This window comes from Paraburkholderia caballeronis, assembly GCF_900104845.1.
Lineage (GTDB): Bacteria > Pseudomonadota > Gammaproteobacteria > Burkholderiales > Burkholderiaceae > Paraburkholderia > Paraburkholderia caballeronis.
In genome coordinates, this window is the sequence record NZ_FNSR01000001.1 from 2,301,780 (window position 1) to 2,323,184 (window position 21,405).

At 67.1% G+C, this 21,405-nt stretch carries 24 protein-coding genes; 9 read left to right on the plus strand and 15 right to left on the minus strand.

The genetic code is table 11. From position 1 onward, the window contains the following. Positions 1-9: 9 nt before the first annotated feature. From BLV92_RS10285 to BLV92_RS10320, 8 genes are all read right to left on the minus strand, one after another. Entirely contained in the window at positions 10-636 is a 627-nt protein-coding gene (locus tag BLV92_RS10285; RefSeq protein ID WP_090544592.1) for a DUF47 domain-containing protein, read from the minus strand. A 137-nt stretch (positions 637-773) separates the two neighbouring features. After that, on the minus strand, positions 774-2,156 hold the full coding sequence (locus BLV92_RS10290) for a replicative DNA helicase (protein WP_090544593.1): 1,383 nt from the start codon (positions 2,154-2,156) through the stop codon (positions 774-776). Positions 2,157-2,346: 190 nt separating this feature from the next. Continuing rightward, positions 2,347-2,799: a 50S ribosomal protein L9 gene (rplI, locus tag BLV92_RS10295; RefSeq protein ID WP_090544594.1), complete on the minus strand. Its 453-nt coding sequence runs from the start codon at positions 2,797-2,799 to the stop codon at positions 2,347-2,349. A gap of 27 nt (positions 2,800-2,826) precedes the next feature. Further along, positions 2,827-3,102 (minus strand): 30S ribosomal protein S18, encoded by a 276-nt coding sequence (gene rpsR / locus BLV92_RS10300; protein WP_017776738.1) that lies wholly within the window; start codon positions 3,100-3,102, stop codon positions 2,827-2,829. 2 nt (positions 3,103-3,104) lie between these two features. Further along, positions 3,105-3,404, minus strand: coding sequence for a primosomal replication protein N (priB, locus tag BLV92_RS10305; protein WP_090544595.1), 300 nt, complete (start codon positions 3,402-3,404; stop codon positions 3,105-3,107). A 31-nt stretch (positions 3,405-3,435) separates the two neighbouring features. Beyond that, positions 3,436-3,807, minus strand: a complete 372-nt coding sequence (gene rpsF / locus BLV92_RS10310; protein ID WP_090544596.1) for a 30S ribosomal protein S6 — start codon at positions 3,805-3,807, stop codon at positions 3,436-3,438. A gap of 225 nt (positions 3,808-4,032) precedes the next feature. Next, the gene (locus tag BLV92_RS10315) at positions 4,033-4,923 is read right to left on the minus strand and encodes a zf-HC2 domain-containing protein (protein WP_090544597.1); all 891 of its coding nucleotides are present in this window, start codon (positions 4,921-4,923) and stop codon (positions 4,033-4,035) included. Next, entirely contained in the window at positions 4,913-5,713 is an 801-nt protein-coding gene (locus BLV92_RS10320) for an RNA polymerase sigma factor (RefSeq protein WP_090544598.1), read from the minus strand. Before BLV92_RS10320 ends, BLV92_RS10315 begins: the two co-directional genes overlap by 11 nt. 262 nt (positions 5,714-5,975) lie before the next feature. Here BLV92_RS10320 and BLV92_RS10325 point away from each other — a divergent pair, with 262 nt between their 5' ends. Then, positions 5,976-6,869: a metallophosphoesterase family protein gene (locus BLV92_RS10325; RefSeq protein ID WP_090544599.1), complete on the plus strand. Its 894-nt coding sequence runs from the start codon at positions 5,976-5,978 to the stop codon at positions 6,867-6,869. Between the two features lie 58 nt (positions 6,870-6,927). Continuing rightward, complete coding sequence (locus BLV92_RS10330; protein ID WP_166676590.1) at positions 6,928-7,302, plus strand: cupredoxin domain-containing protein; 375 nt, start codon at positions 6,928-6,930, stop codon at positions 7,300-7,302. 26 nt (positions 7,303-7,328) lie between these two features. On the opposite strand, the gene BLV92_RS10335 is transcribed toward BLV92_RS10330, so the two are convergent. Next, complete coding sequence (locus tag BLV92_RS10335; protein WP_090544601.1) at positions 7,329-8,240, minus strand: LysR family transcriptional regulator; 912 nt, start codon at positions 8,238-8,240, stop codon at positions 7,329-7,331. A 154-nt stretch (positions 8,241-8,394) separates the two neighbouring features. Here BLV92_RS10335 and gcl point away from each other — a divergent pair, with 154 nt between their 5' ends. The 4 genes from gcl (at position 8,395) to lysM (ending at position 12,946) form a co-directional block, all read left to right on the plus strand. Then, the gene (gene gcl / locus BLV92_RS10340; RefSeq protein ID WP_090544602.1) at positions 8,395-10,173 is read left to right on the plus strand and encodes a glyoxylate carboligase; all 1,779 of its coding nucleotides are present in this window, start codon (positions 8,395-8,397) and stop codon (positions 10,171-10,173) included. Between the two features lie 86 nt (positions 10,174-10,259). Next, the gene (hyi, locus tag BLV92_RS10345; RefSeq protein WP_090544603.1) at positions 10,260-11,057 is read left to right on the plus strand and encodes a hydroxypyruvate isomerase; all 798 of its coding nucleotides are present in this window, start codon (positions 10,260-10,262) and stop codon (positions 11,055-11,057) included. Between the two features lie 63 nt (positions 11,058-11,120). Continuing rightward, positions 11,121-12,029: a 2-hydroxy-3-oxopropionate reductase gene (locus BLV92_RS10350; protein WP_090544604.1), complete on the plus strand. Its 909-nt coding sequence runs from the start codon at positions 11,121-11,123 to the stop codon at positions 12,027-12,029. Between the two features lie 446 nt (positions 12,030-12,475). Then, positions 12,476-12,946 carry a peptidoglycan-binding protein LysM gene (gene lysM, locus BLV92_RS10355; RefSeq protein WP_090544605.1) on the plus strand — a complete coding sequence of 157 codons (471 nt, stop codon included), beginning with the start codon at positions 12,476-12,478 and terminating at the stop codon, positions 12,944-12,946. A 77-nt stretch (positions 12,947-13,023) separates the two neighbouring features. On the opposite strand, the gene BLV92_RS10360 is transcribed toward lysM, so the two are convergent. The 6 genes from BLV92_RS10360 to BLV92_RS10385 all read right to left on the minus strand — a co-directional run bounded on the left by BLV92_RS10360 (position 13,024) and on the right by BLV92_RS10385 (position 19,282). Next, complete coding sequence (locus BLV92_RS10360) at positions 13,024-14,055, minus strand: asparaginase (RefSeq protein ID WP_090544606.1); 1,032 nt, start codon at positions 14,053-14,055, stop codon at positions 13,024-13,026. Between the two features lie 136 nt (positions 14,056-14,191). Next, entirely contained in the window at positions 14,192-15,118 is a 927-nt protein-coding gene (locus BLV92_RS10365; RefSeq protein ID WP_090544607.1) for a CysB family HTH-type transcriptional regulator, read from the minus strand. Positions 15,119-15,160: 42 nt separating this feature from the next. After that, a complete protein-coding gene (locus BLV92_RS10370; RefSeq protein WP_090544608.1) occupies positions 15,161-16,219 on the minus strand; it encodes a sulfate/molybdate ABC transporter ATP-binding protein in 1,059 nt (352 codons plus the stop codon). Next, positions 16,220-17,221 carry a sulfate ABC transporter permease subunit CysW gene (gene cysW, locus BLV92_RS10375; RefSeq protein ID WP_090544609.1) on the minus strand — a complete coding sequence of 334 codons (1,002 nt, stop codon included), beginning with the start codon at positions 17,219-17,221 and terminating at the stop codon, positions 16,220-16,222. Continuing rightward, on the minus strand, positions 17,218-18,126 hold the full coding sequence (gene cysT, locus BLV92_RS10380; RefSeq protein ID WP_090544610.1) for a sulfate ABC transporter permease subunit CysT: 909 nt from the start codon (positions 18,124-18,126) through the stop codon (positions 17,218-17,220). The genes cysW and cysT overlap by 4 nt, the downstream gene beginning before the upstream one ends. A gap of 109 nt (positions 18,127-18,235) precedes the next feature. Continuing rightward, positions 18,236-19,282: a sulfate ABC transporter substrate-binding protein gene (locus BLV92_RS10385; RefSeq protein ID WP_090544611.1), complete on the minus strand. Its 1,047-nt coding sequence runs from the start codon at positions 19,280-19,282 to the stop codon at positions 18,236-18,238. Between the two features lie 273 nt (positions 19,283-19,555). Here BLV92_RS10385 and lexA point away from each other — a divergent pair, with 273 nt between their 5' ends. The 3 genes from lexA (at position 19,556) to BLV92_RS10400 (ending at position 21,347) form a co-directional block, all read left to right on the plus strand. Beyond that, positions 19,556-20,206 (plus strand): transcriptional repressor LexA, encoded by a 651-nt coding sequence (lexA, locus tag BLV92_RS10390; protein WP_090544612.1) that lies wholly within the window; start codon positions 19,556-19,558, stop codon positions 20,204-20,206. A 21-nt stretch (positions 20,207-20,227) separates the two neighbouring features. Beyond that, entirely contained in the window at positions 20,228-20,608 is a 381-nt protein-coding gene (locus BLV92_RS10395; protein ID WP_090544613.1) for a hypothetical protein, read from the plus strand. A gap of 82 nt (positions 20,609-20,690) precedes the next feature. After that, positions 20,691-21,347 carry a DUF2939 domain-containing protein gene (locus BLV92_RS10400; protein ID WP_090544614.1) on the plus strand — a complete coding sequence of 219 codons (657 nt, stop codon included), beginning with the start codon at positions 20,691-20,693 and terminating at the stop codon, positions 21,345-21,347. The last annotated feature ends 58 nt before the right edge of the window (positions 21,348-21,405 follow it).

Genomic DNA, 21,405 nt, shown 5'->3' on the forward strand with positions numbered 1-21,405 from the left:
GCGGTCCGCTCAGGCGTTTTCCAGCACGATGCCTTCGATGATGTTCGCGACATCCTCGCACTTGTCGGTGATCGTTTCGAGCAGCTCGTAGATCGCCTTCAGCTTGATCAGGTTCTTGACGTCGTCCTCTTCGCGGAAGAGCTTCGACATCGCCGAGCGCAGCACGCGGTCGGCCTCCGATTCGAGCCGGTCGATCTCTTCGCACGCCTTCAGGATCTGGCTCGCCTGCTTCATGTCCGACAGCAGCGCGACCGCCGCCGCGACCTGCTCCGCGCACGCGGTGCACACGTGCGCGAGCTGGCTCGCCTCCGACGTGACGGCCTGCACGTCGTACAGCGAAATGGCGGTCGCGACGTCTTCCATCAGATCGAGGATGTCGTCCATCGTCGTGATCAGCTTGTGGATCTCGTCGCGGTCGAGCGGCGTGATGAACGTCTTGTGCAGCAGGTCGATCGTTTCGTGCGTGAGCTTGTCCGCGGCCTTCTCGGCGTTTTGTACGTTCTGCTTGTGGACTTCGGCGTCCGACAGATTGTCGATCAGCAACTCAAGTTCGCGGCTCGCGGCCACGATGCACTTCGCGTGCGCGTTGAAAATGTCAAAGAACTTGCCCTCGGTGGGCATGAATCGACCGAACATTGGAATCCCGGTTATTGGTCACGTCGTACCGTCATCGAACGGACACATTGTATCGTTGCGCGCCCGCCGCCGCACCCGTCAGGCGGCGTGCGAGCAACAGTTACGCGACGATAACGCGGCCGGGACCGCCGCGCGCATCACTCCCCGTAGAAGTTCTGCGCGCCGGCAAAGTTGTCGAATTTCGTGAATTGGCCGTGGAACGTGAGCCGAACGGGGCCGATCGGCCCGTTACGCTGCTTGCCGATGATGATCTCGGCAGTGCCCTTGTCCGGGCTGTCCGGGTTGTAGACTTCGTCGCGGTAAATGAACAGGATCACGTCCGCGTCCTGCTCGATTGCGCCCGATTCGCGCAGGTCGGACATCACCGGCCGCTTGTTCGGCCGCTGTTCAAGACCGCGGTTCAACTGCGACAGCGCGATCACCGGCACGTCGAGTTCCTTCGCGAGACTTTTCAGCGAGCGCGAGATTTCCGAGATTTCGGTCGCGCGATTCTCGCCCTGCGACGAACCGGACATCAGTTGCAGGTAATCGACGATGATCAGCCCGAGCTTGCCGCACTGCCGCGACAGCCGGCGCGCGCGCGAGCGGAGTTCCATCGGGTTCAGGCCGCCGGTTTCGTCGATGAAGATCTGCGCCTCGCTCATCTTCTGCACCGCGTGCGTGAGTTTCGGCCAGTCCTCGTCGGTCAGGCGCCCGGTGCGCATCCGGTGCTGGTCGAGCCGGCCGACCGAGCCGAGCATCCGCATGATCAGCTGCGTGCCCGGCATTTCCATCGAGAACACCGCGACCGGCAGCCCGTACTCGACCGCCACGTATTCGCCTACGTTCATCGAGAACGCGGTCTTGCCCATCGACGGCCGGCCCGCGACGATGATCAGCTCGCCGCCGTGCATGCCGGACGTCATCTTGTCGAGGTCGATGAAGCCGGTCGGCGTGCCGGTCACGTCGCTCGGGTTCGCGGTGTGGTACAGCGTGTCGATCCGCTCGACGACCTGGGTCAGCAGCGGCCCGATTTCGAGGAAACCCTGGGTGCCGCGCGCGCCGTCCTCGGCGATCGAGAACACCTTCGCCTCCGCCTCGTCGAGCAGCTGGCGCACTTCCTTGCCCTGCGGATTGAATGCGTCGGCGGAGATTTCGTCGGCGACCGACACGAGGCGGCGCAGCACCGCGCGATCACGCACGATTTCCGCGTAGCGGCGGATGTTCGCGGCGCTCGGCGTGTTCTGCGCGAGCGCGTTCAGGTACGCGAGTCCGCCGACGTCGTCGGCCTTGCCCGCCGTGCCGAGCGCCTCGTACACCGTGACGACGTCGGCCGGGCGGGAGCCCGCGATCAGCTTGCCGATGTGCTCGTAGATGATCCGGTGGTCGTAGCGATAGAAATCGCTCTGCGACAGGAAGTCCGCAATCCGGTCCCATGCGGCATTGTCCAGCAACAGGCCGCCGAGCACCGACTGCTCGGCCTCGATCGAATGCGGCGGGACTTTCAGCGACTCGATTTGTGGATCTTTCGGAGCGTTCATGGAGCGCAATTATCGGGCAAATGGCGGGCGGCGGAAATGGGTACGGCCACGATGCGGCGGCCGGCCAATAAAAAAGGCAGAAGCCTTCGCGGCTTCTGCCTTTTGTCGTGCGGCGCCGGAGCGCGCCCGGTGCGGCGATGCCGCTGTCCGGACGCGGCCCCAGGCAAAGACCGGGGCCGCGCGAGCGTGCTTAGACGTGTTCGCCCAGCACCGACACCGTGACGTCGACCAGCACGTCCGTGTGCAGCGAAACCTGCACCGGGTGGTCGCCGACCAGCTTCAGCGGGCCTTCCGGCAAGCGCACCTGCGCCTTTTCGACCGCGAAACCCTGCTTCGTCAGCGCTTCGGCGATGTCCGCGTTCGTGACCGAACCGAACAGGCGGCCGTCGACGCCGGCCTTCTGCGCGACCTGGACGGTCAGACCGGCCAGCTTCTCGCCTTGTGCCTGAGCGCCAGCCAGCTTTTCGGCGGCGACCTTTTCGAGTTCCGCGCGGCGGACTTCGAATTCGGCGATCGCTTCCTTGGTCGCGCGGCGTGCGCGCTTTTGCGGGATCAGGAAGTTACGTGCGTAACCGTCCTTGACCTTGACGATGTCGCCCAGGTTGCCCAGATTGACGACTTTTTCGAGAAGAATGATCTGCATTCGGATGCTCCTTGTAGCGTCGCCTGATCAGGCCTTGTGCTGGTCGGTGTACGGCATCAGCGCGAGGAAACGCGCGCGCTTGATAGCCGTGTCCAGCTGACGTTGATAGTGGGCCTTCGTACCCGTCAGACGCGCCGGCGTGATCTTGCCGTTCTCGCCGATGAAGTCCTTCAGCGTTTCGATGTCCTTGTAGTCGATCTGCTCGACGCCAGCCGCCGTGAAGCGGCAGAACTTCTTGCGCTTGAAGAGCGGGTTTTGTTGCTGACGACGCTTGTCGAATTTCTTACCAGTCGGGCGGGCCATGATTAGTCCTTTCCTGTGCCTTGCATTTCGGTGATATGAAACACCAGGGTTCGCGCGTTGCGGCTTTTCTTCGCGAGGAAGCCGGTGAAGAGCGTCTCGACGCCCATCTCGCAGCTTTCCAGCTTGCCGCTCGCCTCGCCGGCGGCCACCGCCGGCATCGTCAGTTCGACCTGGCGGCGAATGCCGGCCTCGACGACTTCGGTGCGGTGTTGCAACGTGCAGCTTGCGATCGGAACGCCGGCGGGGGTGTACCGCACCGGTTCGCGTTCGACGACGCTGGCCGTGAGTTGCAGCCTGTTCACGTGGCGGCGCTATGTTCCCTGATGCGTATCGTTAAGCCTGCGCTTCGGTCGGCTGGGCAGCCGCCTTCTTGGCTTCTTCGCGCTGAACTTCCTTCATCATCGGCGACGGGCCGGTTTCGGCCTTCTTCTGCTTGACGATGAGGTGACGCAGCACGGCGTCGTTGAACTTGAACGCGTGCTCCAGCTCTTCGAGCGTGGGCTGATCGCATTCGATGTTCATGCAGACGTAGTGAGCCTTCGCGAGCTTTTCGATCATGTAGGCCAGTTGACGGCGGCCCCAGTCCTCGATGCGGTGGATCTGGCCACCGTGCGACGTGATCGTCGACTTGTAGCGTTCGATCATCGCGGGCACCTGTTCGCTCTGGTCCGGGTGCACGATGAAGACGATTTCGTAGTGACGCATACACACTCCTTGTGCTTACTTGCGGATTAAAGCCGCCCGGGCGTCCGTTCCGGTGCGGCAAGTGAGAAGCCGAAGATTCTAACCCGCCCGGCAGTCTCGCGCAACGATTTTCACCGGCTGGCGCACTGAATCCGGCGTGTTTTCAAAGACTTGGCCGGGATCGGCGGCGCTCCGGCGCGGTTTCGCCGCGTGTGGACGTCCCGCGTGGCCCTTTTTCAGCGCGCTTCAGCCGCCGTGCAGCCTCGCGTCGAGCGCCGAGCGGAACGCCGCCAGCACGTCCGGTCCCGCGTCCGTCACCGCCCACCACGTCATGCCGCCGTCCTGCCAGCGCGCGAGCGCGAAACCGTCGTTCGCGGACGGCGGCGCGGCAGGCGCCGCCGTCCGTGCGCCTGGCGGGAACACATAAACGTCGATCACGTGCTTCCGGTACCGGTAGACCAGCACCGCGACCCGCTCGCGCCCCACATAATCGAGCCGGCCGCCGGCGAGCGGAAAACCCGCGGCCGCGAGGTCCTCGACCGGCGGCGCGTAGTCGATGCGGCCATTGAACCACGGCTTCACCGTATGCCGGTCCGACGACGGCACGTCGAGATCGCGGCCGGACAGTTGCGCGCGCACGTGGCTCGCGACCAGTTCGTCGACGAACGCGCCCGCGCCGCCGGAATTGCGCAGGCCCGACGTGACGGCCGTTGCGACAAGCGCCAGCGCGAGCAACGCCGCGACGACCCAGCCCGCAGCGGGGGCCGCGCCGATGCGCGCACCGGTCGCCGGGTGGCCGCCGCCCAACGGCCGCAGCAGATCGCGCCAGGCTGAGCGCCGCCGCCGGGCCGCACGCGCCGCGCCGCCCATCGCGGATTCCCCGACAACCGGGTCGGGCGACACGTCTGCCCCATCTTCCACCGCGCCCAACGCGGCGATGATCCCCGCGCCGAGTCCAGCTGGCGCCCGATGGTACGTCGCAGCCCGCACCGCCTGCCCGACCGTCAATACTGCGTCGGCCGCACGCCGGCAGTCCGCGCAGCCCGCCAGATGCTCGCGCACCCGCCATTCGTCGCCGGCCGACAGTTCGCGATCGACGCTTGCGCCGACAAGCGGCCGCGTTTCGTCACAGTTCATCGCGTGTCTCCCGTTGGCCCGCGTCCCGGCCGTCGAATCCCGCCGCGCGCCCGCAACCGTCTTCGGCGGCCGGCACGCCGCGCCCCGGCGCCGCGCACTGACAGGCCGCCGAACCGATCTTCGCCAGGCCCGCCGCCTCCTGCGGCGTCGCCCGGCCGTGGGCCGCCGCGCCGCCCGCGGCCCGCGCGCGCTCCGCGCCGAGCAGCGCCGCGAGACGCGAGCGCCCGCGCGCGAGCCGCGACATCACCGTGCCGACCGGCACGTCGACGATCGCGGCGATCTCGCGGTAGCTCAATTCCTCCATCTCCCGCAGGATCATCACCTCGCGATATTCGGCCGGCAGGCGCTCCAGCGCATCGTGCACGCGCGCTGCGTCCTGCGCGCGGATCGCGAGCGTCTCCGGATCGACGCCGCCGGTGTCCCAGCCGTCCGGCGGCGCGTCGTCGCGCGCGTCGTCGAACTCGGCCGTCTCCGCCGCCGACGCGCGCCGGCGCCACTCGTCGTACCACACCCGCCGCACGATCGCGAGCAGCCACGGACGCGCGCTGTCGCCGCGAAACGAGTCGAAGAAGCGGAACGCGCGCAGATACGCGTCCTGCACGATGTCCTCCGCGTCGCCGGCATTGCGCGACAGCCAGCGCGCGAGGTTGTACGCGGCGTCCAGATGCGGCAGCGCGAGCGCCTCGAAGCGGCGACGACGCGACACGTCGGCGGCCAACGCGCCGCCCGCGTCATGCGGGTCTCGCGCGCTGTCCGCATCGGCCGACTGTCCGCCCGCGGATTCGCCCATCTGTCGCCTCCCGCGTTGATCGCACCGAATGCCGCAACGGGTCCGCCACGCCGGCCGCCCGTCCCGCGCCCACTCCCGCTGCCCAACAGCAGCGCAACCGCCACCCAGCCGCCACCCAGCCGCCGCTCCTCGCCACCGATGCGCATTACCACCGTGCGGGCCAGTTTATTCCCGCGCAGACAGCGTCGAACGAAAAATAAAGCGGGAATGCGCGGCGCGCGAAGCCGGTACGACACGCACGTTCACCCGACCGGAGACAGCCATGTCCCTCCCCCTGAAACGCCGCGATTTCCTGCGCCTCGCCGCCGCCGGCGGCGGCGTCGCGTTCGCATCCGCGCTGCCCGGCTGGGCCGCCGGCCGCGACGCGGAGTTCTTCTTCGTTCAACTGTCCGATGCGCACTGGGGCTTCAGCGGCCCGGCCGTGAATCCGGACGCGCAAGGCACGCTGCCGAAGGCGGTCGCGGCCGTCAACGCGCTGCCCGCCGCGCCGGATTTCGTCGTGTTCACCGGCGACCTCACGCACACGACCGACGACCCCGCCGTGCGCCGCGCGCGGATGCGGGAATTCCAGGCGATCGTCGCGGGGCTGCGCGCGAAGCCGCTATATCTGATGCCCGGCGAGCACGACGCGAGCCTCGACAACGGCGAAGCATTCCGCGAACTGTTCGGCCCGACGCACTACACGTTCGACCGTCGCGGCGTGCATTTCGTCGTGCTGGACAACGTGTCGGACCCGGCCGGCCAGGTCGGCGACGCGCAGCTCGCGTGGCTCGCGGACGATCTCGCGCGGCAGCCGCGCGACGCGCGCATTGTCGTGTTCACCCATCGGCCCCTGTTCGACCTCGCGCCGCAATGGGACTGGGCGACGCGCGACGGCGCGCAGGCGATCGCGCTGCTCCAGCAGCACGAGAACGTCACCGTGTTCTACGGCCACATCCACCAGGAGCATCACGCGATGACCGGCAACGTCGCGCATCACGCGGCGCGCTCGCTGATGTTTCCGCTGCCCGCGCCGAACTCGCAGCCGAAACGGCTGCCGGTGCAGTGGGACGCGGCCGCGCCGTACAAAGGACTCGGCTGGCGCACCGTCGAAGTGGACGCCGCGCCGCAGGCGTTCGCGCTGACCGAGAAGCCGATCCGTAATCCGGCGACGTGAGATGAAAACCGCCCCCACAACCCGTCGCGGCAACGGGCAAACGATGCCGCCATCCGGCATGCAATCCCATACGTCTGCGCTCGCGCTGTCGCGACGCCGCTGGCTGTTCGCGGCCGCCGCCGGCGCGGCCGCGCTGCTGCGCGTCGATGCGCGCGCGGCGCCGCGCGTGATCCGCATTCACGCGCGGCGCTTCGTGTTCACGCCGGACCGGATCGCGCTCGCGCCGCACGAACGCGTGCTGTTCGAACTGACCGCCGGGGACACGCTGATGGGTTTCTCGATCCCGCAGTTCGGCGTGCGCGCCGACGTGCCGCCCGGCGCCGTCGTGCAACTCGCGGCCGAGGCCGGCGACGCGGGCAGCGTGCCGTTCCTGTGCGACATCTTCTGCGGATCGGGGCACGAGACGATGAACGGCATGATCGTCGTCGGCTAATCAGGCTGACCAGGCCGAAGGCCGTGTTACGCCTCGCCGCCCCAGTAACCCGGCTGCGCGTACACGTCCTTCAGATAGTCGATGAAGTAGCGGACCTTCGCCGGCACGTAACGCTGCTGCGGATACACCGCGAGGATGTCGTAGTCCGGCAGCGCGTATTCGTCGAGCACCGTCTCCAGTTCGCCGCGCGCGAGCTGCTGCTCGATTTCCCACGTCGAGCGCCAGCCGAGCCCGAGTCCTTCGGATACCCAACGGTGCAGCAGTTCGCCGTCGTTGCAGTCGAGCGTGCCGCCGACGCGCACCGTCGCGAGCTTGCCGTTGCGCCGGAAGTACCAGCCGCGGTTCTGCCCGCCCTGAAGGTTGAACGCGAGGCAGTTGTGCTTCGGCAGGTCTTCGAGCGTCTTCGGCCGGCCGTGTTTTTTGAAGTACGCAGGCGTGCCGCAGACGACGCGCCGGTTCGACGCGAGTTTCACCGCGACGAAGTTCGGATCGACCGCGCCGCCGATCCGGATCGACAGGTCATAACCTTCGCGGACCAGATCGACGACGCGGTCGGTCAGGTTGAACGACACCTGCAATTCGGGCTTGTCCGCGAGGAACACGGGCGCGAGCGGCGCGACATGCTTGCGCCCGAACGCGGCCGGCGCGGACACGATCAGATGCCCGCTGACCGCGCGCCGCCCGACGGTCAGTTCGTTCTCCGCCTGGTCCCAGTCCGAAAGCAGGCCGCGGCAGCGTTCGAGAAACGCGGCGCCCTCCTCGCTGACGACGAGCCGCCGCGTCGAACGGTAGATCAGCTTCACGCCGAGCCGCTTTTCGAGCGCGTCGATCCGCCGGCCGAGGATCACCGGCGACACCCCCTCCTCCAGCGCCGCCGCCGCGAGGCTGCCCGCGTCCGCGACCTTCACGAACGTTTCGATCTGCTTGAAGCGGTCCATCAGCCGTCTCCTGAACGCCGCCGCAGCGGCATTCGATACTTTTAGTTTCGGAATAAGCGACCCGGACTGATCTTATCAAACCTTTCCCGGCGCCCTACAGTGCATCTCAACCGTGCCGTCGCGCACGTCCCGTCGTCACCTGAAGGAGACCTTCATGGCCAGAATGAGAGCTGTCGATGCCGCGGTGCTGGTGCTCGAAAAAGAAGGCATCGATACCGCTTTCGGCGTGCCGGGCGCGGCGATCAACCCGCTGTACTCGGCGCTGAAAAAAGCCGGCGGCATCACGCACGTGCTCGCCCGCCACGTCGAAGGCGCGTCGCACATGGCCGAGGGCTACACGCGCGCCGCGCCCGGCAACATCGGCGTGTGCATCGGCACGTCCGGGCCGGCCGGCACCGACATGATCACCGGCCTCTATTCGGCGTCCGCCGACTCGATCCCGATCCTCGCGATCACCGGTCAGGCGCCGCGCGCACGGCTCTACAAGGAAGACTTCCAGGCCGTCGACATCGAGTCGATCGCGAAACCGGTCACCAAGTGGGCCGTCACCGTGCGCGAGCCGGCGCTCGTGCCGCGCGTGTTCCAGCAGGCGTTTCATCTGATGCGTTCGGGCCGTCCCGGCCCGGTGCTGGTCGATCTGCCGATCGACGTGCAACTGGCGGAGATCGAGTTCGACATCGACACGTATGAACCGTTGCCCGTGTACAAGCCGAAGGCGACGAGAAAGCAGATCGAGGCCGCGCTGGAGATGCTGAATGCGAGCGAACGGCCGCTGATCGTCAGCGGCGGCGGCGTGCTCAACGCGGCGGCCGAGGATCTGCTGGTGAAGTTCGCGGAAACGGTCGGCGTGCCGGTGATCCCGACGCTGATGTCGTGGGGTGCGATTGCCGACGACCATCCGCTGATGGCCGGCATGGTCGGCCTGCAAACGTCGCATCGCTACGGCAACGCGACGATGCTCGCGTCGGACTTCGTGCTCGGCATCGGCAACCGCTGGGCGAACCGCCATACCGGCAGCGTCGAGGTCTACACGAAAGGCCGCAAGTTCGTGCACGTCGATATCGAACCGACGCAGATCGGCCGCGTGTTCGGCCCCGATCTCGGCATCGTGTCCGACGCGAAGGCGGCGCTCGAACAGTTCGTCGAGGTCGCGGGCGAATGGAAGGCGGCTGGCAAGCTGAAGGATCGCCGCGCATGGGTGGCCGAATGCCAGGAACGCAAGCGCACGATGCATCGCAAGACCCACTTCGACAACGAGCCGATCAAGCCGCAGCGCGTGTACGAGGAAATGAACAAGGCGTTCGGCCGCGACACCTGCTACGTGAGCACGATCGGGCTGTCGCAGATCGCCGGCGCGCAGTTCCTGCACGTGTACAAGGCGCGCAACTGGATCAACTGCGGCCAGGCCGGCCCGCTCGGCTGGACGATTCCCGCCGCGCTCGGCGTGCGCGCGGCCGATCCGGCCCGGCCGATCGTCGCGCTGTCCGGCGACTACGACTTCCAGTTCATGATCGAGGAACTGGCGGTTGGCGCGCAGTTCAAGCTGCCGTACGTGCACGTCGTCGTGAACAACTCGTACCTCGGGCTGATCCGCCAGGCGCAGCGCCAGTTCGACATGGATTTCTGCGTGCAGCTCGCGTTCGAGAACATCAACGCGCCGGAGGTGAACGGCTACGGCGTCGATCATGTCGCGGTGGCCGAAGGCCTCGGCTGCAAGGCGCTGCGCGTGTTCAAGCCCGAAGAGATCGCGCCGGCGCTGAAGAAGGCGCAGTCGATGCTGTCCGAGTTCAACGTGCCCATCGTCGTCGAGGTGATCCTGGAGCGCGTGACGAACATCGCGATGGGCGCGGAGATCGACGCGATCAACGAGTTCGAAGAGCTTGCGGAACGGCTGGAAGAAGACGCGCCGACCGCACTGACCTCGCCGGCCTGACCGGCGACGCCACGCGCGCAGCGCAGCCGGGCCACGCTGCGCGGCGCGCCGACGATTCATCCACTGACCGACCAGAGAGACGCACCATGCCTAAATTCGCAGCGAACCTGACGATGCTGTTCAACGAAGTGCCGTTCCTCGACCGCTTCGCGGCGGCCGCCGACGCGGGTTTCGACGCGGTCGAATTCCTGTTCCCCTATCCGTATGCGGCGGCGGAGATGGCCGAGCGCCTGAATGCGAACCACCTGAAGCTGGTGCTGCACAACCTGCCCGCCGGCAACTGGGACGCGGGCGAACGCGGCATCGCATGTCTGCCGGACCGCACGGGCGAGTTCCAGGAAGGCGTCGGCCGCGCGATCGACTACGCGAAGGCGCTGAACGTGCCGCAACTGAACTGCCTCGTCGGCATCCCGACCGCCGGCCTCGACCGCGACACCGCGCTTGCAACGATCGTCGACAACCTGCGCTTCGCGGCCGATGCGCTGAAGCGCGAGCGCATCCGGCTGCTCGTCGAGCCGTGCAACTCGTACGACATTCCCGGCTTCGCGCTGAACCGTTCGGCGGACGCGCTCGCGGTGATCGACCAGGTCGGCTCGGACAACCTGTTCCTGCAATACGACATCTATCACATGCAGCGGATGGAAGGCGAACTGGCCGCGACGATCAAAAAACACTTCGCGAGGATCGCGCACGTGCAACTGGCCGACAACCCCGGGCGCAACGAACCGGGCACCGGCGAAATCCACTACCCGTTCCTGTTCGAACTGCTCGATACGCTCGGCTACGACGGTTACGTCGGCTGCGAGTACAAGCCGCGCACGACGACCCCGGAAGGCCTCGGCTGGCTGCGCGCCGCGCAGCAGCGCTCGGCCGCGCTCGCGTGAGCGGCCCCGGCCTGCTTCGGCCGCATCGCTTCGAACCTCAAGACACCTGACGGAGAAACACAGATGGCAAAGATCGGCTTTATCGGCCTCGGCATCATGGGCTCGCATATGGCGCGCAACCTGATCAAGGGCGGTCACTCGCTGTTCGTGAACGGCAAATACCCGGTGCCGGACGACCTGGCCGGGCAGACCACCGTGCTCGCCGACTCGACGGCGATCGCGCAGGCAGCGGACATCGTGATCGCGATGGTCCCGGACACGCCCGACGTCGCGAACGTGCTGTTCGCGGACGACGGCGTCGCGAAAGGCCTGTCGGCGGGCAAACTCGTGATCGACATGAGTTCGATCTCGCCGCTGGACACGCAGCAGTTCGCGAAGCAGATTAATGCGCTCGGCTGCGACTACCTCGACGCGCCGGTGTCCGGCGGCGAGGTCGGCGCGCGCGACGCGACGCTGACGATCATGGTCGGCGGCCCGCAGCGCGCGTTCGACACGGCGAAACCGCTGTTCGACCTAATGGGCAAGAACATCTCGCTGATCGGCGACAACGGCGCGGGACAGACCTGCAAGGTCGCGAACCAGATCATCGTCGCGCTGAACATCGAGGCGGTCGCGGAGGCGCTGCTGTTCGCCGCGCGCTCGGGCGCCGATCCGGAACGCGTGCGCCGCGCGCTGATGGGCGGCTTCGCGTCGTCGCGGATTCTCGAAGTACACGGCGAGCGGATGACGAAACGCACGTTCAACCCGGGCTTCCGGATCGAACTGCACCAGAAGGACCTGAACCTCGCGCTCGACGGCGCGCGCAAGCTCGGGCTGTCGCTGCCGCACACCGCGAGCGCGCAGCAATTGTTCAGCGCGTGCTTCGCGAACGGCGGCAAGGCGTGGGATCACTCGGCGATGATCCGCGCGCTCGAACTGATGGCGAACTTCGAGATCGCCGACGCGCCGGATGCGCGGGCGAAGGCCGCGTAACGCGTCCGGCCGCGTTACGTCGCGCCGTGACGATGCGACGCGCATCTTCCGAAAGAAACAGAAGGACGTGGCAACCGCGCGCAACGCGCGGCTGCCGAGGTGGGGCGCTCCGCGGCGGCGATGGTCGCCGCGGGGCAAATCGGGCCGCTCTGGGCTGAGGGCGGCCAGTGGTAGGTGGGGTCCGCAGCGGCGCCCGGTGACGATGGGGAAGCCTTGGTCGGTCAGACATCGTCTCCGGGTGTCCGCCTGTCGGATTGCAGCACAGCGACGTATTCGCCGCCTACCTACGATCAGCGCGATCCGACGCGACGTTTCACAACAGGCGGCCGTCACGCCCGCGCGGACCGCGCATTTGTTAAAGATCGGCCACCTTTCTTCCGGCTGTCGCGTACCGGGTGTACCGTAACCGCTCCGAGTGTTTCTCAACCCCTGAAGGAGCGTGATCGATGGGTATCCTCAACTTCATCAAGGAAGCCGGCGAAAAACTGTTCGGCAGCGCGCCCGCCGCCGCACCGTCCGCGGACGAAGTGAACCAGAAGGCCGCCGACGCGATCGTCGCGTACGTCCGCGCGCAGAATCTCAGCGTGGACGGCCTTGGCGTCACGTTCGACAGCGCGACGCATACCGTCACCGTGACGGGCACCGCGCCGGACCAGGCAACGAAGGAAAAAATCCTCGTCGCGGCCGGCAACGTGCAGAACGTCGACAAGGTGGACGACCAGTTGAGCGTCACGGCCCCGGCGCCGGCCGCGCAGTTCCATACCGTCGTCGCCGGCGACAACCTGTGGAAGATCGCCGAGAAATACTATGGCAGCGGCGCGAAGAACGACGTGATCTTCCAGGCGAACACGCCGATGCTGAAGAGCCCGGACAAGATCTATCCGGGTCAGGTGCTGGTGATTCCGCCGCAGCCGTAACGCGCGGTTTCCTCCCATACCGCTGCGTGCCTGCTGACGCGGGCGCGCAGCGGCTTCCGCAGCGAACTCAATACAATTCAATACGTATCGAACACCTGCTGCAACGCCGCCGCGCCCGCATGGCCCGCGGCCAGCGCGAGCATCAGCAGCACGCGCGCCTTGTACGGATTCAGCGTACCCGCCGACACGAACCCGAGCGCGCCGTCCTGCGCCGCGCCATTGCGCATCACGTGGCCCGAGCCGGTGCGCGACGCACGCACGATCGCGACGCCCTGCGCGGCTGCATCCGCGAGCGCCTGTTGCAGTGTCGCGTGAAGCGAGCCGTTGCCGGTTCCCGCGACGACGATCCCACGCACGCCCGCCACCACCAGCGCATCGACCGCGGCGCGCGACACGCCCGCATAACTCGCGACGATCTCGACCTGCGGCCACTGCGCGCCGATCACGAACGCCGAATCGACCGTGTGCGGACGCAGCGCGCGCCGCTGGAATTCGACGCGTCCGTCCTGCACCCATCCCAGCGCGCCGACCTCCGGTGACTGAAACGCATCGACCGCATAGGTGCTGACCTTCGTCACGTCGCGCGCACAATGAATCCGGTTGTTGAACGCGACCAGCACGCCCTGCCCCGCCGCCGCGTTCGCAGCGACCGTGACCGCGTTCAGCAGGTTCAGCGGACCGTCCGCCGACAACGCGGACGCCGGCCGCATCGCGGCCGTCATCACGACCGGCTTCGTGCCCTTCACGGTCAGATGCAGCAGGTATGCGGTTTCTTCGAGCGTATCCGTGCCATGTGTAATCACGACACCGTCGACGTCGTCGCTCGCGAGCAGCGCGTTCACGCGCTGCGCGAGCTGAGTCCACAGCGCGAGCGGCATGTCCTTGCTGTCGATGCTCGCCACCTGCTCCGCGTGAATCCGCGCGATCGCGCCGAGACCCGGCACCGCGTCGAGCAACTGGCCGACGCCGATCACGCCGGCCTGATAACCGGCAGTGTTCGTCGCGTCGGGCGCCGCGCCGGCGATCGTGCCGCCGGTCGCGAGCACGGCGATGCGCGGCAGCGTATGCGCCGGCGTCGGAGAAGAGGAAGGAGTGACGGGTGTGTTCATGGCGGCGATTGTAAGCGATCCGACGCCGCGCGCGATCCGTCCGAACGGCCAACGGATGCCGCGCTACCCGTCCGTTCCAGTCATATGAACCGGCAGTAACAGAGGCCGCGTGAAAACCGCGCGCGGCCCCCTTCGCTTACGCGATCTCGCGCAATTGGGCCGCGATCTGCTGTTCGTTCAGATGCGGCGCGAACATCTCGATCAACCGGTAGGCGTACTGGCGCAGGAACGCGCCCTTGCGCAGACCGACGCGCGTCGTGCTCGCCTCGAACAGATGCTGCGTGTCGAGCGCGACGAGTTCGGTGTCGCGCTTCTCGTCGTAGGCCATCGCCGCGACGACGCCGATCCCCATTCCGAGTTCGACGTAGGTCTTGATCACGTCCGCATCGATCGCGGTCAGCACGACGTCCGGCAGCGCGCCCGCCTTCGCGAACGCCTGGTCGATGTGCGAGCGGCCCGTGAAGTCCTGGTCGTACGTGATGATCGGGTATTCGGCGATCTCTTCGAGCGTCAGGTTCTCGCGGCCGACGAGCGGATGCCCCTTCGGCACGACGACCACGTGATGCCACGAGTAGCACGGGAACGTGACGATGTCCGGATAACGGTCGAGCGCCTCGGTCGAGATGCCGATGTCCGCCTCGCCGTTGATGATCATCTGCGCGATCTGCTGCGGGTTGCCCTGGCGCAGCGCGAGATGCACCTTCGGGAACACCTCGGTGAACTTGTGCACGACCTTCGGCAGCGCGTAACGCGCCTGCGTGTGCGTGGTCGCGACGACGAGGTGGCCGCTGTCCTGATCCGCGAACTGGCGCGCGACGCGGCGCAGGTTCTCCGCGTCGAGCAGCATCCGCTCGATCAATTGATGCACCGCCTTGCCCGGCTCGGTGAGCCCCGTCAACCGCTTGCCGCGGCGGATGAAGATATCGACGCCGAGTTCGTCTTCGAGGTCCTTGATCTGCTTCGACACGCCCGACTGCGACGTGTACAGCACGTTCGCGACTTCGGTCAGGTTCATGTTCTGCCGCACGGCTTCGCGCACGAAGCGCAATTGCTGGAAATTCATGTTCTTGTCTCCGGTACAGCCGAAGGTTGGTTTAATACGCGGTCACTGCGCGGGAAACACGCGCAACGCGCGCGGCACCGCGGTCACGCCGTCGCCGACTTCGAGGCGCAGCGCGCGCCACGCCTCGCGGTCCAGTTGCGCTTCGAGCGCGCCGCCGGTGCGGCTTTCGAGTTCGATCCGCACCGAGCCGCCGAGCGGCACCACGCGCCGCACGTCGACGACGATGCCGTCGCGATGGCCGGTGTCCTGCGGATACAGCACGAGGTCGTGCGGCCGCACGTACGCGAGCGCCGGGCCTTCGAACGTCGATTGCACCTCGATCCCCTGTGCGGCGCCGTCCGCGACGAAACCGCGGCCGTCAACGTGGCCGCGCAGCCGGTTTGCCGCGCCGAGGAACTCGTAGACGAACGCGGTCTGCGGATGGTCGTACACGTCCTGCGGGCTGCCGACCTGCTCGACGTGACCCCGGTTCAGCACGACGATCCGGTCCGCGACTTCGAGCGCCTCTTCCTGGTCGTGTGTGACGAAGATCGTCGAGATGTGCAGGTCGTCGTGCAGCCGGCGCAGCCAGCTACGCAGTTCCTTGCGGACCTTCGCGTCGAGCGCGCCGAACGGCTCGTCGAGCAGCAGCACCTTCGGCTCGACCGCGAGCGCGCGCGCGAGCGCGATCCGCTGCCGCTGGCCGCCGGACAGCTCGGACGGGTACCGCTGCGCGAGCCAGTCCAGTTGCACGAGCTTCAGCAGTTCGTGCACCTTCTCGCGGATCGTCGCCTCGGACGGCCGCTCGTAGAGCGGCTTCACGCGCAGCCCGAACGCGACGTTCTCGAACACCGTCATGTGCCGGAACAGCGCGTAATGCTGGAACACGAAACCGACCTGGCGCTCGCGCGCGCCGACCGTGCCGACGTCCTGGCCCTGCAGCACGACCTGCCCCGCGTCCGCGTATTCGAGGCCCGCGATCACCCGTAGCAGCGTGGTCTTGCCACAACCGGAAGGCCCGAGCAGCGCGACCAGTTCGCCCGGCGGAAAGTCGAGCGACACGTTGTCGAGCGCGGTGAAGTCGCCGAAGCGCTTTTGCAGATTGCGAACGGTGATGCCCATTTACAGCTCTCCCTGTTGAGCCGGTCGGCGCACGGCGCCCGGCAGCGATGCATGAGTGGCGGCCCCGCCGACGCCATGGGTCGAGTCCGCCGAGCCGGCGGACGCGGCCAGCGGACCCGCATGCGCGGGCAGCGCGCCGGGGTCGCGCAGTTCGGCGGACAGGTGGCGTTCGGCGAGCAGCTTGAGGCCGAGCGTCACGAGCGCGAGCAGCGCCAGCAGCGACGCGACGGCGAACGCGGCCGCGAAGTTGTATTCGTTGTAGAGGATCTCGACGTGCAGCGGCATCGTGTCGGTCTGCCCGCGAATGTGGCCGGACACCACCGACACCGCGCCGAACTCGCCCATCGCGCGCGCATTGCACAGGATCACGCCGTACAGCAGGCCCCAGCGGATGTTCGGCAGCGTCACGCGCCGGAACATCTGCCAGCCGGACGCGCCGAGCACGTGCGCGGCCTCTTCCTCGTCGTTGCCCTGCGCCTGCATCAGCGGGATCAGCTCGCGCGCGACGAACGGGAACGTGACGAAGATCGTCGCGAGCACGATGCCCGGCACCGCGAAGATGATCTGGATGTTGCGGTCCTGGAGCCACGGCCCGAGCCAGCCCTGCGCGCCGAACAGCAGCACGTAGATCAGGCCGGAGATCACCGGCGACACCGAAAACGGCAGGTCGATCAGCGTCGTCAGCAGCGCCTTGCCCTTGAACTCGAACTTCGCGATCGCCCACGACGCGGCGAGGCCGAACGCGAGATTCAGCGGCACCGCGATCGCGGCGGTCATCAGCGTCAGCTTGATCGCGGACAGCGCGTCCGGATCGGCGAGCGAATTGAAATAGAAGCCGATGCCCTTGCTCAGCGCCTGCCAGAACACCGCGACGAGCGGCACCACGAGGAACAGCGCGAGAAACACCAGCGCGATGCCGGTCAGCAGCCAGCGGACCCACGGCGCTTCCGTCACCGGATCGGGACGGCGCGGCGCGCCCGGGCGAAGCGGCGTGCGGCTCATTGCGCACCTCCCGCCGTGGCGGCGCCCGCGGCATCGCCGGCACCCGGACGCGGCGCGGCGGACGACGCGCCGCGGCTCGTGCGCCGCTGCAGATACCACTGCAGCGTGTTGATCAGCAACAGCATCACGAACGACACGCACAGCATCACGACCGCGAGCGCGGTCGCGCCGGCATAGTCGTACTGTTCGAGCTTCGTGATGATGAGGAGCGACGTAATCTCGGACTTCATCGGCACGTTGCCGGCGATGAAGATCACCGAGCCGTACTCGCCGAGCGCGCGCGCGAACGCGAGCGCGAAGCCGGTCAGCAGCGCGGGCAGCGTGGCCGGCAGCACGACGCGGCGGAACGTCAGCCAGCGCGACGCGCCGAGGCACGCGGCGGCCTCCTCCTGCTCGCGCTCGAAGTCCTCCAGCACCGGCTGCACGGTGCGCACGACGAACGGCAGGCCGATGAACGTCAGCGCGACCAGCACGCCGGCCGGCGTGAATGCAATCTTGATGCCGAGCGGCTGCAGGAACTGGCCGATCCAGCCGTTGCCCGCATAGACCGCCGCGAGCGAGATGCCGGCGACCGACGTCGGCAGCGCGAACGGCAGATCGACGAGCGCGTCGACGATCCGCTTGAACGGAAACGAATAGCGCACCAGCACCCACGCGAGCAGGAAGCCGAACACCGCGTTGATCAACGCGCCGCCGAGCGCGGACAGGAACGTGAGCCGGTACGACGCGATCACGCGCGGCGACCACACCGCGCGGACGAACTGGTCCCAGTCGAGCGTCGCCGTCTTCAGGAAGGTCGCCGCAAGCGGAATGAGCACCACGAGGCTCAGATAAGCCACCGTGATGCCCAGCGTCAGGCCGAAGCCCGGTAACGCGCTCGGCTTGCGCAGTTGAAACGTCGTCATGCTCGTTGCTCTTTCGATGTTGCTCCGGCGCCGTGCGCCAAAAAGGCGCGCCACAGCGGCGCGCCTTGCCTGGAACATGGGCCGGTTGCAGCCGGCCCCGGTCCCGCCGTTATTGCGGCTGATAGATCGAGTCGAATACGCCGCCGTCCGCAAAGTGGGTCTTCTGCGCGTTCGCCCAGCCGCCGAACGTGTCGTCGACCGTGTACAGCTTCAGCTTCGGGAACTTCGCGGTCAGTTCGGCCGGCACCTTCGGCGAACGCGGACGGTAGAAGTTCTTCGCCGCGATCTCCTGGCCTTCGTCGCTGTACAGGAATTGCAGATACGCTTCCGACACCTTGCGCGTGCCGCGCTTGTCGACGACCTTGTCGACCACGGCGACCGGCGGCTCCGCGAGGATGCTCACCGACGGCACGACGATCTCGAACTTGTCCGGGCCGAATTCCTTCAGCGACAGGAACGCCTCGTTCTCCCACGCGATCAGCACGTCGCCGATGTCGCGCTGCACGAAGCTCGTGGTCGCGCCGCGCGCGCCGGAATCGAGCACGCCCGCGTTCTTGTAGACCTTCGCGACGAACTCCTTCGCCTTCTGGTCGTTGCCGCCCGGCTGGTGCAGCGCATACGCCCACGCCGCGAGGTAGTTCCAGCGCGCGCCGCCCGAGGTCTTCGGATTCGGCGTCACGATCGACACGCCCGGCTTCGCGAGGTCGTCCCAGTCCTTGATGTGCTTCGGATTGCCCTTGCGCACGAGGAACACGATCGTCGACGTGTACGGCGACGCGTTGTCCGGCAGGCGCTTCTGCCAGTCCTTCGCGACGAGGCCCTTGTTCGCGAGCGCGTCGATGTCGTAGGCGAGCGCGAGCGTCACGACGTCGGCCTGCAGGCCGTCGAGCACCGAGCGCGCCTGCGCGCCGGAGCCGCCGTGCGACTGCTTGATCGTCAGGCTTTCGCCGGTTTTCGCCTTCCACTGCTTCGAGAAGGCTTCGTTGATGTCCTGGTACAGCTCGCGGGTCGGGTCATACGACACGTTCAGCAGCGTCGTGTCCGCATGTGCGGCCGGTGCGACGGCGGCGAGGCCGACGAGCGGCGCGAAGCCGATTACCAGTTTGGCGGCCAGCGATTTCAGCCAGCCTGCGCGCCCCGTATTGCGATGACTCATCCACTTTCTCCGTGTTCTCGTGAGTGGGTTGGTGCTAACGATGGGGGCCAGTCTAACGACACGCCTACATCATTAAAAATAATTGTTCCTCATTCTTTAATACGCAAAAGTGGTAAGGGCAGACAGAATCGCCGCTGACGCGTCTTTTACGCCGTGTTGACGCCTCAAACCGACGCCGTAGCGCCGGTCTCATGAGCGAACTTCAAGTAACGCTTGAAAAGTGGCGAATACTGTATAAAAATACAGTCACCTGTCTATCCATACAGTGGCGCCATGACCAAACTCACCGCACGGCAGCAGCAGGTTTTCGACTTGATCCGGCGCGCGATCGAGCGCACCGGCTTTCCGCCCACCCGCGCGGAGATCGCCGCGGAACTCGGTTTCAGCTCGGCGAACTCAGCGGAAGAGCACCTGCGCGCACTGGCACGCAAGGGCGTGATCGAACTGGCGGCCGGCGCGTCGCGCGGCATCCGACTGATGCCGCAGGGCGACGAGCTTCCGCATCAGTTCACGCTGCCGCACGCGAGCATCATGCAGTTGTCGCTGCCGCTCGTCGGGCGGGTGGCGGCCGGCAGTCCGATCCTCGCGCAGGAGCACATCTCGCAGCACTACGCATGCGACCCGGCGCTGTTTTCGAGCAAGCCCGACTATCTGCTGCAGGTGCGCGGCCTGTCGATGCGCGACGCGGGCATCTTCGACGGCGACCTGCTCGCGGTGCAGAAGCGCACCGAGGCGAAGGACGGCCAGATCATCGTCGCGCGGCTCGGCGACGACGTCACCGTGAAGCGGCTGAAGCGGCGGCCGAACGGCATCGAGCTGATCGCCGAGAACCCCGATTACGAAAACATTTTTGTCGAGGCCGGCAGCGCGGATTTCGCGCTGGAAGGCATCGCGGTCGGCCTGATCCGGCCGACCGAATTCTGACCGCCGTCCGGAGAGAAAACCATGGAACGCCTTGCCCGCCTGTTGCCGTTTCGCCAGTTCGGCCGCCTTCGTCATCTGCGCGGCATCGCGTCGTGCGCGGCGCGTGCCGCTCAGGCGCTGCCCGTCACCGCCTCGCTGTTCGACGCGCCGGCCGCCGAGCCGAGGATCGATGCTAAAACCGAAGCCGCCCCGCTGCCCGTACTGCCGTCCGCGCAGCCGGCGTTCGCCCGCGTGTCGCTAAATAGCGGACTGAACGCGGAGCCCGCGCAGCGGGCGCCGGTCCGCGTGTATCACGGTCCGTCGCGGCTGATCATGGTCGGCACCGTCGATGCGGTCTGCCGGATGATCGACCGCTGCATCGCCGAGCAACAGGCGGAGTTGTCGGCCGCGCTCACGCGGTGACCGTGAGGATGTCGCGAGCCGGGATCGTTTTCTCGTGGCGGCGGTCAACGTCAGGTGTTCATTACTTCACCTGCCCGCCCCGATGACCGTTTCCCCCGTTTCCAGCAGACGCTGGCTCAAACCCGTCGCGATCACGATGATCGTCGTATTCGTCGTCGCGATGATCGGTTATGCGTATGCATCGCCGTACATCGCGCTGAACCGGCTCAAGCAAGCCGCCGACGCACGCGACGCGGCAACCTTGAACCAATACGTCGATTACCCGGCGCTGCGCGGAAGCCTGAAGGAAGAAGTCGGTGAGATGCTGCAGAAGCGGATCGGCGCGGAACACAGCAGCAATCCGCTGCTACTGTTCGGTGCGGTGATCGGCGCGGCGCTGATCGGGCCGCTGGTCGATGCGTACGCGACGCCGGACGGCGTCGCCGCGCTGCTGAACGGGATGCCGCCGCGCGGCGAGCCGGGCGAACGGCCGCCGGCCACGCCCGGCACCCCCGCGGCCCCGGGTCAGGACGTGCCGCCGCCGGCCGCACCGGCACAGGCTCAACCCGCGCCGCCTCCCGTCGCGAGCGCGACTGCACCGGAATCCCGGCCGCAGACGACCGCCGGCTACCGTGGCATCAACGAATTCGTCGTCACGTGGCGGCACGGCGCGGACGAACCGCGTTATGCAGCGATCCTGCAACGGCACGGCCTCTTTTCGTGGAAGCTCGCGGCCGTCGAGTTGAACGACGCGAACTGACCGTGGCGGCCGGCATTGTCCGCCTGCCGCCGCGCAAAGATATCCGCCAGGTCGAAAG

Excerpts from the sequence above, each read along its gene's own strand:
- BLV92_RS10285 (WP_090544592.1), bottom strand. The coding sequence starts at position 636 with ATGTTCGGTCGATTCATGCCCACCGAGGGCAAGTTCTTTGACATTTTC.
- BLV92_RS10290 (WP_090544593.1), bottom strand. The coding sequence starts at position 2,156 with ATGAACGCTCCGAAAGATCCACAAATCGAGTCGCTGAAAGTCCCGCCG.
- rplI (WP_090544594.1), bottom strand. The coding sequence starts at position 2,799 with ATGCAGATCATTCTTCTCGAAAAAGTCGTCAATCTGGGCAACCTGGGC.
- rpsR (WP_017776738.1), bottom strand. The coding sequence starts at position 3,102 with ATGGCCCGCCCGACTGGTAAGAAATTCGACAAGCGTCGTCAGCAACAA.
- rpsF (WP_090544596.1), bottom strand. The coding sequence starts at position 3,807 with ATGCGTCACTACGAAATCGTCTTCATCGTGCACCCGGACCAGAGCGAA.
- BLV92_RS10315 (WP_090544597.1), bottom strand. The coding sequence starts at position 4,923 with ATGAACTGTGACGAAACGCGGCCGCTTGTCGGCGCAAGCGTCGATCGC.
- BLV92_RS10320 (WP_090544598.1), bottom strand. The coding sequence starts at position 5,713 with ATGGGCGAATCCGCGGGCGGACAGTCGGCCGATGCGGACAGCGCGCGA.
- BLV92_RS10325 (WP_090544599.1), top strand. The coding sequence starts at position 5,976 with ATGTCCCTCCCCCTGAAACGCCGCGATTTCCTGCGCCTCGCCGCCGCC.
- BLV92_RS10330 (WP_166676590.1), top strand. The coding sequence starts at position 6,928 with ATGCAATCCCATACGTCTGCGCTCGCGCTGTCGCGACGCCGCTGGCTG.
- BLV92_RS10335 (WP_090544601.1), bottom strand. The coding sequence starts at position 8,240 with ATGGACCGCTTCAAGCAGATCGAAACGTTCGTGAAGGTCGCGGACGCG.
- gcl (WP_090544602.1), top strand. The coding sequence starts at position 8,395 with ATGGCCAGAATGAGAGCTGTCGATGCCGCGGTGCTGGTGCTCGAAAAA.
- hyi (WP_090544603.1), top strand. The coding sequence starts at position 10,260 with ATGCCTAAATTCGCAGCGAACCTGACGATGCTGTTCAACGAAGTGCCG.
- BLV92_RS10350 (WP_090544604.1), top strand. The coding sequence starts at position 11,121 with ATGGCAAAGATCGGCTTTATCGGCCTCGGCATCATGGGCTCGCATATG.
- lysM (WP_090544605.1), top strand. The coding sequence starts at position 12,476 with ATGGGTATCCTCAACTTCATCAAGGAAGCCGGCGAAAAACTGTTCGGC.
- BLV92_RS10360 (WP_090544606.1), bottom strand. The coding sequence starts at position 14,055 with ATGAACACACCCGTCACTCCTTCCTCTTCTCCGACGCCGGCGCATACG.
- BLV92_RS10365 (WP_090544607.1), bottom strand. The coding sequence starts at position 15,118 with ATGAATTTCCAGCAATTGCGCTTCGTGCGCGAAGCCGTGCGGCAGAAC.
- BLV92_RS10370 (WP_090544608.1), bottom strand. The coding sequence starts at position 16,219 with ATGGGCATCACCGTTCGCAATCTGCAAAAGCGCTTCGGCGACTTCACC.
- cysW (WP_090544609.1), bottom strand. The coding sequence starts at position 17,221 with ATGAGCCGCACGCCGCTTCGCCCGGGCGCGCCGCGCCGTCCCGATCCG.
- cysT (WP_090544610.1), bottom strand. The coding sequence starts at position 18,126 with ATGACGACGTTTCAACTGCGCAAGCCGAGCGCGTTACCGGGCTTCGGC.
- BLV92_RS10385 (WP_090544611.1), bottom strand. The coding sequence starts at position 19,282 with ATGAGTCATCGCAATACGGGGCGCGCAGGCTGGCTGAAATCGCTGGCC.
- lexA (WP_090544612.1), top strand. The coding sequence starts at position 19,556 with ATGACCAAACTCACCGCACGGCAGCAGCAGGTTTTCGACTTGATCCGG.
- BLV92_RS10395 (WP_090544613.1), top strand. The coding sequence starts at position 20,228 with ATGGAACGCCTTGCCCGCCTGTTGCCGTTTCGCCAGTTCGGCCGCCTT.
- BLV92_RS10400 (WP_090544614.1), top strand. The coding sequence starts at position 20,691 with ATGACCGTTTCCCCCGTTTCCAGCAGACGCTGGCTCAAACCCGTCGCG.